Origin of the sequence: Chroococcidiopsis sp. SAG 2025, from assembly GCF_032860985.1 — a bacterium.
In the GTDB taxonomy this organism is placed as follows: domain Bacteria; phylum Cyanobacteriota; class Cyanobacteriia; order Cyanobacteriales; family Chroococcidiopsidaceae; genus Chroococcidiopsis.
Genome location: NZ_JAOCNC010000005.1, coordinates 163495 through 177262, shown reverse-complemented (window position 1 = coordinate 177262; position 13768 = coordinate 163495). Strand labels below are relative to the sequence as shown.

General features: G+C 45.1%; 12 protein-coding genes and 3 pseudogenes. 9 read left to right on the top strand and 6 right to left on the bottom strand.

Going from position 1 to position 13768, the window contains the following annotated elements; genetic code table 11:
- Positions 1-15: 15 nt before the first annotated feature.
- Positions 16-762, top strand: a complete 747-nt coding sequence (locus tag N4J56_RS38235) for a tetratricopeptide repeat protein (RefSeq protein ID WP_317112176.1) — start codon at positions 16-18, stop codon at positions 760-762.
- An 86-nt stretch (positions 763-848) separates the two neighbouring features.
- Complete coding sequence (locus tag N4J56_RS38230; RefSeq protein WP_317112175.1) at positions 849-3686, top strand: GAF domain-containing protein; 2838 nt, start codon at positions 849-851, stop codon at positions 3684-3686.
- 240 nt (positions 3687-3926) lie between these two features.
- Here the strand turns inward: N4J56_RS38230 and N4J56_RS38225 are convergent, their stop codons facing one another.
- A complete protein-coding gene (locus tag N4J56_RS38225; RefSeq protein WP_317112174.1) occupies positions 3927-4796 on the bottom strand; it encodes an alpha/beta hydrolase in 870 nt (289 codons plus the stop codon).
- 363 nt (positions 4797-5159) lie between these two features.
- On the opposite strand from N4J56_RS38225, the gene N4J56_RS38220 reads away from it, so the two are divergent.
- The 3 genes from N4J56_RS38220 to N4J56_RS38210 are packed head-to-tail and all read left to right on the top strand — an operon-like array spanning position 5160 to position 5910.
- Positions 5160-5561: an MFS transporter gene (locus tag N4J56_RS38220; protein ID WP_317112172.1), complete on the top strand. Its 402-nt coding sequence runs from the start codon at positions 5160-5162 to the stop codon at positions 5559-5561.
- Positions 5470-5679, top strand: coding sequence for an MFS transporter (locus tag N4J56_RS38215; RefSeq protein ID WP_317112170.1), 210 nt, complete (start codon positions 5470-5472; stop codon positions 5677-5679). Before N4J56_RS38220 ends, N4J56_RS38215 begins: the two co-directional genes overlap by 92 nt.
- Positions 5680-5712: 33 nt before the next feature.
- Entirely contained in the window at positions 5713-5910 is a 198-nt protein-coding gene (locus N4J56_RS38210; RefSeq protein WP_317112169.1) for a hypothetical protein, read from the top strand.
- Here N4J56_RS38210 and N4J56_RS38205 read toward each other — a convergent pair.
- Positions 5887-6950, bottom strand: a pseudogene (locus N4J56_RS38205) (IS4 family transposase). The gene N4J56_RS38210 and the pseudogene N4J56_RS38205 overlap by 24 nt on opposite strands.
- A 65-nt stretch (positions 6951-7015) precedes the next feature.
- On the opposite strand from N4J56_RS38205, the gene N4J56_RS38200 reads away from it, so the two are divergent.
- A complete protein-coding gene (locus N4J56_RS38200) occupies positions 7016-7540 on the top strand; it encodes an MFS transporter (protein WP_317112168.1) in 525 nt (174 codons plus the stop codon).
- 19 nt (positions 7541-7559) lie between these two features.
- Here N4J56_RS38200 and N4J56_RS38195 read toward each other — a convergent pair whose 3' ends face one another.
- Together N4J56_RS38195 and N4J56_RS38190 are read right to left on the bottom strand one after the other, a co-directional pair.
- Positions 7560-8912, bottom strand: a complete 1353-nt coding sequence (locus N4J56_RS38195) for a cytochrome P450 (RefSeq protein WP_317112167.1) — start codon at positions 8910-8912, stop codon at positions 7560-7562.
- An 80-nt stretch (positions 8913-8992) separates the two neighbouring features.
- Entirely contained in the window at positions 8993-9904 is a 912-nt protein-coding gene (locus tag N4J56_RS38190) for a bile acid:sodium symporter family protein (RefSeq protein ID WP_317112165.1), read from the bottom strand.
- 68 nt (positions 9905-9972) lie between these two features.
- On the opposite strand from N4J56_RS38190, the gene N4J56_RS38185 reads away from it, so the two are divergent.
- On the top strand, positions 9973-10143 hold the full coding sequence (locus N4J56_RS38185) for a hypothetical protein (protein WP_317112163.1): 171 nt from the start codon (positions 9973-9975) through the stop codon (positions 10141-10143).
- Between the two features lie 237 nt (positions 10144-10380).
- Here the strand turns inward: N4J56_RS38185 and N4J56_RS41705 are convergent.
- Positions 10381-10517: pseudogene (locus N4J56_RS41705) on the bottom strand (IS701 family transposase); the annotation flags it as partial.
- 596 nt (positions 10518-11113) lie between these two features.
- Between N4J56_RS41705 and N4J56_RS38180 the strand changes: the two are divergent.
- Entirely contained in the window at positions 11114-12007 is an 894-nt protein-coding gene (locus N4J56_RS38180; protein WP_317112161.1) for a TauD/TfdA family dioxygenase, read from the top strand.
- Between the two features lie 389 nt (positions 12008-12396).
- On the top strand, positions 12397-12492 hold the full coding sequence (locus tag N4J56_RS41700) for an integrase (RefSeq protein WP_410500804.1): 96 nt from the start codon (positions 12397-12399) through the stop codon (positions 12490-12492).
- A 165-nt stretch (positions 12493-12657) separates the two neighbouring features.
- On the opposite strand, the pseudogene N4J56_RS38175 reads toward N4J56_RS41700, so the two are convergent.
- Positions 12658-13720, bottom strand: a pseudogene (locus tag N4J56_RS38175) (IS630 family transposase).
- Positions 13721-13768 lie beyond the last annotated feature (48 nt).

The window sequence follows — 13768 nt, the reverse complement described above, 5'->3', positions numbered from 1 at the left end:
TATAACTTAAGTCGGATGCAGGAATTTAGAACTATAAATTTAAAACTGGAAGCAGAGTTATTTTTCCAGCAGGGATTGCGTCAGAATCAAGCAGAAAAATATGAAGCAGCGATCGCCCTTTTTGACACAGCACTGAAGTACCAACCCGATTATGCTGAAGCCTGGTCCCAGCAGGGCTTGGCGCTAGGAAATTTGGGTCGTCACGCGCAGGCAATTACTAATTTTGACCAAGCCTTGGCTATTCAACCAAATGCCTGCTGGGTGTGGCACAACCGAGGGATTGCGCTAGGTAAGTCCGGTAAATACGCCGCTGCGGTTAACAGCTTTGACCGCGCGATTGAGTGCAATCCGAAGATCTCGACTTTTTGGCACAACCGAGGCATTACCTTAATTGACTGGGGTAACTACGAACAGGCAGTCAAGAGCTTTGACCGGACGTTGGAAATACAACCAGATAGCTATTGGGCTTGGTATAACCGAGGGATTGCATTAAGGCAGTTACAGCGATACGAGCAAGCACTGAACAGCTTCGACCAGGCTATTGAGTTCAAACCAGATTTTTCCCTAGCTTGGCACGATCGAGGAAGAACATTGAGTGAGTGGGGCTGTTATGAGAAGGCAGTCAAGAGCTTCGATCGAGCTATAGAGATCGATCCAGACTACAAGCAAACTTGGTACGGCAAAGGTATTGCCTTGGAGAAATTAGGGTACGACTCCCAAGCGATCGCCTGTTTCGATCGAGTAAAATTTTTGTCCAAATAGAATTGCTGTTGGAATAGCAATATAGATAACAACGACCCACTTCCAATACTTCGCTTTGCTCCCGCACTCTAGTAGAACAGATACTGATGAAACAGATTCTAGATGAAGAACTACAACTTGCACCTGCGATCGCTTCAGGGCGAACCAGCGAGCAAATTCTGGCAGAAATCGAGTCAAAATTTGGTTTTGTCCCACCCTTCTTCGGACCAGCCCAACAGAATCCCCAGGTTTTGGAAAACTTATGGCAACAGACGCTGAGTGCGTATGTGAATAATCCATTGTCAGCTCGGTTCAAAGAAAAGCTTTCCGCCTACCTCTCACGCTTCTGCGCCGTTCCTTACTGCATGATTTGCCATAGTTGTACCCTGCGTCCTCTAGGAATGAGTGCGCGGGAAGTGTTAGAGTTGCTGGAAACACCTCCCCCAGTAGAAACTGACATCGACGAGCACCTCAATTTGCTGGCAGCGCAGCCCGAGCCGCTCGCAGCTTTGCTAGAATCAAACACGAAACTTGAAGACAGCCTATTTTACTGTTCGATATTTATTGCCTTACAAGATTCTTCCGAGCATTGTCGTCAAGAGCTACGCCAGCTTCTAGGTTCTGTAAACTACCAGCATTTAGTTGCGTTTATCGCTTACACCAAATCATGCCATGTGTGGATGGAAGCCTACCCAGAAGTTGCCTTAGAAACAGATCGGCGAGTCCAAGAGCATCTCGGTGCCTTACTCGAAGACGAGCCTGCCTTGGCTGACTTCTTCCGCAACTACAGACAGAAAGTCAAGCGCGAACAGCAGAGTCGAGCGCAACAGTTGGCTGAGCTTGCCGAGCGCCAGCGTCAGGAAGAAGCCTGGCGACAGCAAGCCGAGCGAGAGCGGCTGGTGGCACAGATGGCTCAATGCATCCGTCAGTCATTGAATCTAGAGGAAATTTTAAGCACTACTGTGTCTGAAGTCCGGCAGTTTCTTCAGAGCGAGCGGGTGTTTATTTACCGCTTCGAACCGGACTGGAGTGGCTTTGTAGCAGTAGAATCTGTAGATTCTAGATGGGCTTCTATCCTGGGAATGAAATGCAAAGACTCTTTTTTCGGAGAAACTTCTGGTCGGGAGCTTTACAAACAGGGACGAACCCATGCTACAGAGGATATCTACACATCAAGGTTATCCAAATGTCATGCCGATTTACTGGCTCAGTTTCAAGTTAGAGCCAACTTGGTGGTACCAATTGTGCAAGGGGAGGAACTGTGGGGATTGTTAGTAGCTAACCACTGTTCGTCACCGCGGCAGTGGCAGCAGATGGAGATCGATTTGCTCAAGCACTTGGCAACCCAGGTAGCGATCGCCATCCAGCAATCCACGCTGTTTGAGCAAGTTCAAACCGAATTGGTCGAGCGCCAGCGCTCGGAAGAGAAAATCCGCGAACAAGCTGCCTTGCTGGATGTTGCCAGCGATGCAATTACCGTGCAAAATCTAGAGGGGCAAATCCTATTCTGGAATCAGGGGGCGGAGCGTTTGTATGGTTGGAAGGCACAAGAAGCCCTGGGACAGAGTGCTGATTTTCTCTACCAAGAAACTTCGCTGCCACTCCAACAAGTCCAGGAATTAACGCTTGATCGCGGTTCGTGGCAAGGTGAGTTGTATCAAGTCACCAAATCTGGTAGAAAAATTGTCATTAATAGCCGCTGGACGCTAGTGCGCGACGAACAGGGGCAACCAAAATCAATTCTCGTCGTCAATACCGATGTTACTGAGAAAAAACAACTCGAAGCGCAACTCTTGCGTGCCCAACGACTGGAGAGCATTGGTACCCTTGCTAGCGGCATTGCTCACGACTTAAATAACGTACTAGGACCAATTTTGATGGTCGCTGAACTGTTGCAGGAGAAAATCCCCGATTCGCTTACTCAGCAGTTGCTGGCGGAACAGAAAGCTAGTGCTAAACGCGGGGCGGCTTTGGTCAAGCAAGTACTGTCGTTTGCGCGAGGGCTGGAAGGTAAGCGCACGATTCTTCAACTGCGGCACCTGTTAATGGAAATTAGGCAGATTGCCAAACAAACATTTCCCAAATCAATCGAAATTTACACGGATATATCGCCAAACCTTTGGACTGTGTGTGCAGATGCGACTCAGCTACATCAAGTGCTGATGAATTTAGTAGTTAACGCCCGCGATGCGATGCCAGACGGTGGAACTTTGAGTATTCATGCTGAAAACCTATTCATTGATGAAAACTACGCTCGGATGAATCTGGAAGCCTCTGTTGGTCCCTACAGCGTCATTACTGTTTCGGACAGGGGAATAGGTATTGTGCCTGAAATCTTGGAAAGAATCTTTGAGCCATTTTTTACGACTAAAGAGGTGGGCAAAGGCACGGGGCTGGGTCTTTCAACCGCGATCGGCATCATTAAGAGCCATGGCGGTTTTGTTACCGTGGAAAGCTCGATGGGAGTTGGCACCCAATTCAAGGTGTACTTGCCAGCGGTGGAAGGCACTCAACAGCAGCAAGCAGAAGCTCGGGAACTACCAAAAGGACACGGAGAATTAATTCTGGTTGTAGATGATGAACTCGCCATATGTGAAATTACGAAAATATCGCTGGAAAACTACAACTACAAGGTACTTACAGCTAATAATGGAATTGAGGCGATCGCGCTATACGCCCAGCATAAAAATGACATCAGTGTATTGTTGACGGATATGATGATGCCAGATATGGATGGTCAAACAACTATCCGTATATTGCAAAAAATGAACCACTCGCTCAAAATAATTGCTACGAGCGGACTAGCATCAAATGATAAGGTGGCTGAAGCCGCCGGTGTTGGTGTGAAAGCATTTTTGTCCAAGCCCTACACAGCACCGGAATTACTGCAAACTTTATCCTCGGTACTGGGTGCTAAATCAAGTCAGTTTTCTCCACACCAGTAGTCTTAGGAATGCTTTGCTTGTATAACTGTTGGGAGTTTCAAGCGAGAGTAGTGTAATCTTTCTTCTGTCACCCTAGCAGGAAAATAGAAGGTTTGACTATCTATTTTCCTGCTAGGGTGACAGAAGAGAGATAAAGCAGACGAGAAGCTAGCAATTTGAGTTTACTAATAATAATGCAGTTTTACAAAAGTTGAGCAAGCTTTTGTTTACTTAATTTGCATACCTATACGCTAAAATCTATCAGCTGCATTGCCTCTCTAAGAATGCTGCTACAGAAGAGTTAAAAGCTGCGGGTTCGACTAAAAAGCACCAGTGATTGCCTGGGATTTGCTGAATGTCCAAGTTTTTTAAGTAAGTGCGATAAGGTTGCAATTGCCATGCCGTGCGGTTCACTCCCGCTTGTGGCTGGAGGAATAGAGTCGGAATTTCTACTGGTTGAGTCAACCCTGCAATTCGCATCACATCCTCAAATATCTCATCCCACGCTTGTACGACAAATTTACTCCCCCACCTGCCATCTGGTTTCTGCTCCATCGCAGCTTGAAATACCGCTTGCTGCAAAGGACTCCATCCCCGATATTGTTTGAGCTGACGCGCCTGTTGTTGAGCTTGTTCGTAGCTGGCAAATGGTCCCATTGTTTTCAGGAATGGTAGCACTCGATAGAGTAGCGGAAAAGTCAGCTTCATCCAACTAGGCATTGTGCCCAGAAAAAACGGATCGACCAGCACTAGACTGCGAAAGCGTTGCGGCTGTTGACGCGCCCAAATTGCCGTGACTTTGGCAGACCAAGAATGAGCGACTACATGAGCTGAAGTCCAGCCGACACGATCCATTAAAGCTTCTAAGTCTACAATGATATCTGCGTAGCTGTAGCCTCGCTCTGGTTTGCTACTGTCTCCATGTCCGCGTAGATCGGGAGCAAGAATGTGGTAGCGAGCGCGCAATGATTCTGCCAAGCTTATCCACACCATACCACAATCTGCTAAACCATGCAGCAACAGTAGCGGCTCTCCTCCCTGGTTCCACTCTAAACATGACAGTTGGATTTGAGGTAAGTTGAGAATTAGCCGATGGGTATTAACACGAGCTAGTGCTTCAGAGGGGAGCATTCTGAATTTTTATTGACTTTGTTATTTAGAAAAGTTTGGTGATTAGTCTGATCGTAGCTTTTTAGTAATTTACTCGATCTTATTTAAATAGAAAAGTTATCTTAGACAAATTTCATCTTCATTTACCAAGCACTGTATATCTAAAGATTTGCCACGCAAGTAGTACAAATCGCTTTTCATTAAGCTGATTTTATTCGTTCAACTAAATTTTGAGAATGAATCGCTCTCATTTTGTTGTATGTCCACTACCACAGAGGTATCAGCAACTAAATAATCGCTGTAACGGCGAGAAAAGCAAAACTTAACAATTTTTACTAACTGTGTTGTACAATTCTTTTTCATTTAGAGTTCGGGTTAGCAAGAATGTCAGCTACTAGTGTTAAATCTTCTGAAGTAGTCCGTTGGCGCATTCCTCTAGTGCTTGCCGTCACGGTATTCGTTAACTACTTAGACCGCAATAATCTAGCTCTGGCGCTACCCCGGATTGCCCGCGATTTTGGTTGGAGTGATCGCCAAGTTGGGGCGCATGGTGAATGGCTGTTAGGAGCATTCTATTTGTCCTACGCCCTGTCAAATATGCTGCTCAGCCCGCTTGCCGAGCGATTTGGAGCGAAGCGGAGTGTGATCGTCGCGGATCGCGGCATTCTCTCTATTCACTATTCTCAGCGCCCCGTTGGGGCAGTCTCTGACTGCACTGATCGTCCTGCGTCTGCTACTGGGACTTGGGCAAGGAGTATATATTCCGATGTTGAGTGCAATCACTAGCCGTTGGTTTCCTCCCAACGAGCGGTCGCGTGCCAATGCCATCTGGGTGGCGGGAATTATCCTTGCTGTTGCCAGCGCACCGTTACTAACTATCCCACTCATCCAAGCTGTCGGCTAGCGGATCGCCTTTGCCATCCTCGGTACAGGCGGAATGCTGCTTTCTCTTCCTTTAGTTTGGTTCTTTGTAGAGGATAAGCCGCACCACAGTTACAGCACCAGCGATCCTGAATTAGTTAATGACTCACAGGGAGGAGATTACAAGCAAGATTGGCGATTTTGGTTAATTACCCTCGGCGGTGCGCTCAATGCCTTCTGTACCTCCGGTCTAAGTACAGGACAAAAATTGTAGAACATTCAAGAAATCATTCATTTTCTGCTCTAAATTGAGAACAATATTTCGGATATGGTCGAAACCAAGCGCGAAAGATGCTTTTGGCTTTGCGTCCGTGTTTTTTGATGCTGATTGCCCGTTGTTGAGCTAACCATTGCCCCGTGCAAAATGCCCAGCACAGGGCAATGGTTAGCAAGGCTATCATCCGACTAAGTCGTTCTGGGTCTTGAAGGTGAGTTGACTCTAAACAAAACCCACGGGTTTTCAAACAGCCGAACAGGGTCTCAATTGCCCACCGTTTAGCGTAATCAGTAATGGCACGACGAGGACGATGGTTCGTCACAACAATCAGAAATTTTCCATCTTCGAGTCGCAATGCGGCGACGTAAACCCAGTGTCCCCAAACAGTAGCGACGATGACGCAAGACTTGATGCTGTCCGGGTTTCAGGTTGCTGAAGACCACTTTGGCTTTGAGCGATTGCTGGAGATTGTCGAGTTTGTCACTTTCACGAATGCGAATGCGAAACTCTACCATTCCTTGCTCCAACAAATACTCAAACCAATCAGTTCCAAGAAACTCTCGGTCAGCCGTTAAATCGTCTACTTCAGCCGTGGGAAACACCTCAAAAAACTCCTCCAATAATTCAATCCGCTCCGAAGTATTAGAGTTACCTTTTTGATCCAGCATCCACCACAGCAGTGGAAAAGCCACGCCATTATGGACGACCCCTAGCATCAGAATATTGTGGCAAACATCGCCAAACTCCCAAGTCGTTCGGTCGATAGACAAAACCCACGGTTGAGGGATGTCCATCAGATGAACGACAAATTGGGCAATGGCGTAATAATTCAACTCAAACTCACCAAAGAACCGTTGCAAGCGTTTGTAGTTCGATTCCAATTTAGCTTTGCCGATGAATCCCGTCGCCAGTTGGGTCAAATTCACCGTCTTGACTCGAAACAAAGCGATTAGGAACAGTGCCAGAAAAGCCACTCGTGCTCCATGCCAACCCAAGTGGGGCTGCAATGTTTTTTGGATTAGAGTAACCTGATTCATAGGGTTTCATGTGTTAAATGTGGTAATTTTCATGAAATCCTTTTCTGTCAACCATTTGCAAGCTTTTGTCCTGTACTGAGACCTCCGGTATACTCAACTGGTTGCCCACCTACTTCAACCGCGCTAAGGGAATCGATTTCGAGCGTTTGGGCTATCCTCTAGCAATCATTTTTACGGCGGGAATCGTCGGAATTGCTCTGATGGCTTATTTGGGTAATAAGCTCCAGCGTCGCGCCCTGCTTGCTAGTATTGGATTTGCGCTCGCGGGCGTATTTGTTTACATTGCGTCGAGCGTCAATCAGCTAGCAATTTTAGTGTTATGCTTTGTGCTCGCCGTTTTTTGCGAGAGTGCCTACGGCGCGCAAGAATACGCGCTGGTTCAACGTTTGTTACCCTCACACCGAGCTGGCGCGGGAACTGGGCTATACAATGGGCTTTCTATGCTGTTTGGAGGTGTCGGCGGTTCGCTGATTCCTGGTTCGATTGTGGCGGTGACGGGTAGTTTTGATGCCGCAATTTTTAGCATTGTAGCGGGGGCGCTACTGGCGGCTTTCGTTATGCTATTGCTAGCACGAGTGCTGCGATATTAATCGTGACTTACGCAGTCGCTCAGAGTTTTTCTGATAAAACCATCTGTACCCCCTGAGCAGGAGCAAAAGTAATACCCCGGCGCACGGGATATTCAGGGGATCGATCTGCTAATGCTAATCGATAACCAGAAAGCATTGTTGCTATGACTAATTTCATCTCAAATAGGGCTAACGCTTCCCCAATGCAACGACGCGCACCACCGCCGAAGGGGATAAATTCATAGGGAGAAAACTGTCGTTCTAGAAAGCGCTCTGGCTGAAACAATTTAGGTTCTGGATAGAGGTCCCGGCGCTGATGTGTCAAATAAATACAGCCATACAGTCTCATTCCAGGTTCCAGTTGATAACCCATCAGTTCTACAGGTTCTTTGACCTCTCTAGGAACGGTGAGAACAGCAACGGGGAAAAGGCGCAAGGTTTCATGACAAACGGCTGTAAGATAAGGTAATCGCAAAATGGTTGTTGGATCTGGAGCCTTTCCTAGTTGATTGAGTTCCACAAGCAACTTCTCGCCCACATGTGGATGACGATGAATCCCATACAAAGCCCAAGCGATCGCACTTGCGGTTGTGTCTTGACCTGCTAAAAGGAGTGTAATTAACTCATCATGCAATTCGACATCGCTCATCGGTTGACCTGTTTCATCGCGGGCTGAAATTAGTAAACTCAGGATGTCTGAACCAGGCGCATGGCTCTGATTGCGACGAGCGCTAATTTGGGCGTACACCAGTTCGCCGATCTGTCGTTGCAGATGCCGCAAGTATCCCCAAGGACTTCGCGCTCCCCAATCTTTTTGCAAAGAAGGGAAGAAAATTAGCCCCGCGATCGCAGGAGATTGCAGTGAATCGGTGAATTTCACAAACAGCGACTTGAGGCGCTCGAAACGGTCTTCTCTATCGATCCCAAAAACGACATTTAGAATGACTTCTAAAGAGATTTCCTGTGCCAAAGTCCGTGCAGAAAACCGAGTCCCAACAGATAGCAATCTCATGGCTTTATCAACCCTTTCACAGATTGATCGTCCATAAGCTTGCATCCGTTCTCCATGAAAAGGAGGCATTAATAACTTACGCTCTCGGCGATGGCGAGAACCTGACAATGTAAAAATGGAGTAATCTCCAACCAGTGGCTGCATATGTTGGTTGGGTGGAGTCATAAATTGCTTTGTATCATTCGTAAAAATGCGCTGTAGCGCTTGGGGATTACTGATGAACAAAACAACATCGCGATCGCCAATCACAGGAGCGTTAAAAATGTCCCCGTAGCGCTGTGCGGCAGTATCCATATAGGCAATCGAGTTCTGTGCGTACTGGATTTTTTGCAGCCATCGAGGAGCTGACGAACCATCGGGAAAACGGGGTTTTGAAATCATTGGTTTTAACTGAGAGCGAAAATAAGGTAAGTGGATTGCTGGAGATGCGCTCGGACTGACTTTGTCGTACAGCGCGATTGCTAAGGTCGAGCTGATAGATTGTTGGCTGGCGATCTCTCCTCCAGATAAATCTTTTGAACAGCTCTTCTGCCATAAAAAATGGTCAGAATGGCGGTGGCGTATGCAACTAAGCTGTAAATCGCAGCAGGAACAGCCATATCGGGATTTTTTAACAGTCCGGCAGTGATTGCGATCGCTAGTGTGGCATTTTGAATTCCCACTTCAATTGCAATACAAATTCGTTGAGCAAATGTTAGATTAAACCACTTGCCAAACCAAAATCCAATCGCCATCGAGATTATATTGAGCATTACTACCGCAATCCCTACTTGAGCGATAAAAGAGGGGATGCGATTCCACTCGTTAATCATAATTGCCACGATAATTAATGCGAGGAAGGCAATGGCAAGCCGGTTCGCGGTCTTCTCTAGTCGGCGGGCTAAGTTAGGAAACTTTTGTCGGATCGCCATTCCCAAAACAATTGGTAATATGGCGATCGCGAAAATTTGCAGCATGGTTTGCCCGATCGGTAAGGCGATCGCCGCATTTTGTCCGACAAAATATTGCAGTGATAGATTTGCGAAGATGGGAATTGTGAACACGGTAATGGCGCTACTCAATGCCGTTAATGTCACGGAAAGGGCGACATCTCCTTTCGCCAAATAAGTAATCATGTTAGAAGAAGGTCCGCCTGGACACAGAGCTAGTACCATTAATCCCACTGCCATTTCCGGCTGCATCGGTATGATCGAAGTGACCAGAAAGCCGACGATGGGGAGAAACAGCAATTGACTGACTAGACCAATAGCGACGGCTTTGGGATAGCGGGTGACTCGTTGAAAGTCTTCTGGCACGAGGGTTAACCCCATGCCTAGCATTACGGTTGCTAAACCTATTGGTAAAAGGACGGCGGTAAAAAAGCTGGTTTGCATAGATTCGGCTAGGTTAGTTTCTTGAATCAGCGTTGTGCAGCAGCATCTATGTTGGACAAGCGATCTCTATGTGTATCGGATTTTCTGTAGCCATCGAGAAGCTTGCTGAGTGTCTAGAAGACGAGGCTTTGAAATTAGAAGTTTTAACTGGGAGCAAAATCGCTAATCTGGTGACTTGCTCTTTAACTTTTCCCGATTATTATTTCACGATCGTGCTTGATTGCCAAGGGGTATGTTAACAATAACAATCGAGTCAGAGAGTTGAATTTGGCTGGTTGTATTGTAGAAAGTGGTGCGGAGCTAGTAGTATCTTCTCTAATAACGAAATACTGTCCCGATAAACCTAAGCATCTCTCTATTTAAATGGCGGCACTTCCAGCCCTTTCTACTATCCCCCCAGGGGTGTAAGGAAAATTTTGATTGAGAATGTTGAAGAAAAGTGCATTTGTTCTGAGTGCAGTTTACTATCAGATAAGTACTACCAATAATTTCCTGCCACCACTCAATCTGTGAATAGTGAGTCATCCGAAAATCCGCCCAGTCTAACTTCTGTATGACTTTGTTTTAGCCTATATTCAATCCCAGCTCTTAATCCGTAAAAGTCACCAACTTCGCACTCGCGTAATGTCTGGATATTTACTCATAACTTACTAAGTAGAGTTCTTAGGTAATTGCTCGGTACAGCTTTCTGTTCTGCCAGATTACTCGCACTTAACTTGGGTACTGATTCAAAATAAATCGGATAGACTCTCCGCTCCTAAACCAGACTAATTGACTTTTTAAATGATTTTAGTAGAATACAGGCAGCATTATTAATTCGCTCTTGTTACAAAAAGCTGACTTAACGTTTTCTACCATAATTTGCGAAACTTCGATTGGAGCAAGCTTTTTACCATAGTTGTTATTCCAATAGTCGCTGTTGTCACATTCAACTATTGGCTGAAGCCGTAGGAAAACCATTACCAAACGATCTAGACACGGCTCGTTTGACCCATAGCTGAGTTGGCTCTCATCCTAGCTAAATGGTTGAGTTTTCAATCTTTATCTGAGATAATTGTTTGTCAGGGGGCAAATTTGCGGCGGTCGCATTGCTATTTACAGTGATTTTACACGAAACCAGCACCTAATACATGTTTAAAGTGCCTAAAAGTGCGAGACGAATAGTTTTTAAACTACTAGTTAAAATTGACAAATAGGTGAAAAATAAAGATGAAAGAGAACGCACAATTCTACACACAACCACTATCAAAAACTATCGGTCAACAAATTATTAACGTCAACAATAGCAGTATTTTAGAGTTGAGTAAAGAATCGATCGTTAACCTGTTTCGCGCTCAAGGACTATTGTTATTCAGAGGGTTTGAAGCAGATGTAGAGACTTTTACAAAATTTAGCAATGAATTGAGTACTAATTTTATGGATTATACAGGAGGTGTATTCAAGCGTAAAGTAATTAATGGTAATTCTACTCTTTTAAGTGTCAATGATTTCAAAGATAAAGTTAAATTGCATGGAGAAATGTACTATCAGAAAAACATTCCTCTTATGCTTTGGTTTTTCTGTGCTAACCCAGCTTCACAAGATGGTGCAACAATCGTTTGCGATGGCAAGCTTTTTTTCGACGAGCTTAGCGATATACTCAAAGATTTATTCAGTCGAAAAAAGTTGAAATATTGTGGTCATCTGGAGCGAGACGCATGGAGAAAGCGATATAAAACTGACGAATTAGATGTAGTAAAGCAGACATGTAAAAGTAACGATACTCATCTACAAATCAATGAAGACGAGTCAATCGATGTCTATTATATTTGTCCAGCAATACATCCAAATAGAACTGGAGAAGCAATGATATTTATTAATAGCTTGCTGCCAGCAATGGCAATCTCGACTGATCTCGTATCCTTTGATGATGGAACAAATATTGATGATACAATCATGTCTGAATTGAATGAAATTGCCGAAAAAATAACAGTAGAGATTAATTGGCAGAAAGGCGATATTTTAATGATAGATAACACCAGGATTATGCATGGTAGAAGAGCTTTTGTGAATGACAAGCGTGATATTTATATACGCTTGTGTTCTCCGGCATTTTTCTATTAAGTTTATTGGATCGATACAGGGAAGGGATGAATTACAATTATTTGTTGCATCCAAGGGAGCTAAAGCGATCTAGAAACAATACGGTATTATCTGAATCATCCAAATTTTTGGTTGGACTAAGATAGATTTAGGTTCCAAATAATTACTGTTCAGATTGCTTTGTTTTCATCATCTCCATGTTTAATTACAGTCATAGCTTTAGATATTTCTAGTATAGGGTAAATACTTGGCTGGCGTTGGTGAAAAAATAAAATTTATAAATCTCTGCAATCGCTTCCCCTTTCAGACACTGGGTGTTAGGAAATATGACTCAAGCATTAGTAGTAAAATAGAAAAAACTCTTTCAATCCTTTTACACGGCAAGAAAGACAATTATAGGTTGTGAAATCATGAACTCTATTAGAAAAGGGCAAATTCAGGGAGTGGAAAAAGGCGACCTCTCGGAACGAGTAGAATTCGTGAAAATTTTTGGATTTGCCGGATAACGAGAACTAATTGTAATAATTGCTCTGTCCTTTATAAAGTTTTACGACACAACCCTTTCTCATACGTTTTCTAGCAATGCAGATTAATCTATCGACCGAGACCAATATTGATATTTCTGAATCTAAAGGCTCTTCGTCTCTAGAAATCTATGATGTAGTAAGTAGCTAGGCAGATTTAAACATAAAACGTTCCAGTGTCCATCCCCCTTGTTGACTTCGATTCTCCATGCCCTCAATCATGGCATTCGCTAAATCATACTCGTTATCAAAAATCCTTCCGGCTATTTCATGGGTTTTGAGTTGATGCCACTGCGCTTCAATCAGATTCATATGTGAACTGTATTGGGGGAGAAAAAAGAGATATAGCCCTTTCGACTGCCACTGCTGCCAGTGCTCACGGGCAAGATGACTGGTATGAGCCGAACCATTATCTTGCACCACGACTGTGAGCCGTCCGGTTTGTAGCAATGTCTGCTCACTCTTTTGGGCAAGGAGCGTTCATCACTTTAACATAGCGTTCCTTGTGGAAACTGCCTTGTACCAGAGCATAGTCAAACGACTGCTCTGGTTGCCATATCCCTAGAATACTAATGCGGTCTCCATAGGATTTGACCTGCTCTTCGGTGTTTCTGCTCTCCAATGCGAGAGTAACTATAACTGACTGGACTTTCCAGACAACATCCCGATTCGTCAAGATACTTCAGGTCAATGTACCCTTCACAGGCAGCTAGTTGGAGTGTGTCTAAGTCGGCTTGCTTGAGTGCTTTGTACTCAGGATCTTGTCTGCCCCGTTGCGAGTGTCGAGTCCGCTTCCAACTAAAGCCCTTTTTTTTAGAATGCGGCGAATCCGGTCAGCACTTAGGTTTACCTGTCGTTCTTGCTCTAGCTTCTGGGCTAGCTGTTGACTATTATAGGTTCTGGCTTCTTGCTCTAGGCATTGTTCTAGGTAGGCCATGTCTGCTTCTTGCCATTTGGCTTTAGCTCCTCGTCCACTAGCATCCCATAATCCACCTAACCCTTGCTGCTGCCAACGGCGGATGGTTTCGCGCACTGTCTGCTCTTGGCACTCAAAAATTTCGGCAATCGCTGGCACTACCCATCCTTGAGCATTGAGTCGAAGCATTTGTGCTCGATCTCGGGTACGTTGAGCAACGGTTTTGGCAACCCGAAGTTCACTCAACGTCCGGTCTTCTGACTCTGTCAAAACGATACGTAAAGGAGCAGGCATGAGTGGTCAAAATCAGCAAGTTTTTGGCTTTTCTCTATCTTACGTTTA

Coding starts and splice junctions, on each gene's coding strand:
- N4J56_RS38235 (WP_317112176.1), top strand. CDS start 16: ATGCAGGAATTTAGAACTATAAATTTAAAACTGGAAGCAGAGTTATTT.
- N4J56_RS38210 (WP_317112169.1), top strand. CDS start 5,713: ATGCTGCTTTCTCTTCCTTTAGTTTGGTTCTTTGTAGAGGATAAGCCG.
- N4J56_RS38190 (WP_317112165.1), bottom strand. CDS start 9,904: ATGCAAACCAGCTTTTTTACCGCCGTCCTTTTACCAATAGGTTTAGCA.
- N4J56_RS41700 (WP_410500804.1), top strand. CDS start 12,397: ATGAACTCTATTAGAAAAGGGCAAATTCAGGGAGTGGAAAAAGGCGAC.
- N4J56_RS38230 (WP_317112175.1), top strand. CDS start 849: ATGAAACAGATTCTAGATGAAGAACTACAACTTGCACCTGCGATCGCT.
- N4J56_RS38225 (WP_317112174.1), bottom strand. CDS start 4,796: ATGCTCCCCTCTGAAGCACTAGCTCGTGTTAATACCCATCGGCTAATT.
- N4J56_RS38195 (WP_317112167.1), bottom strand. CDS start 8,912: ATGATTTCAAAACCCCGTTTTCCCGATGGTTCGTCAGCTCCTCGATGG.
- N4J56_RS38180 (WP_317112161.1), top strand. CDS start 11,114: ATGAAAGAGAACGCACAATTCTACACACAACCACTATCAAAAACTATC.
- N4J56_RS38185 (WP_317112163.1), top strand. CDS start 9,973: ATGTGTATCGGATTTTCTGTAGCCATCGAGAAGCTTGCTGAGTGTCTA.
- N4J56_RS38220 (WP_317112172.1), top strand. CDS start 5,160: ATGTCAGCTACTAGTGTTAAATCTTCTGAAGTAGTCCGTTGGCGCATT.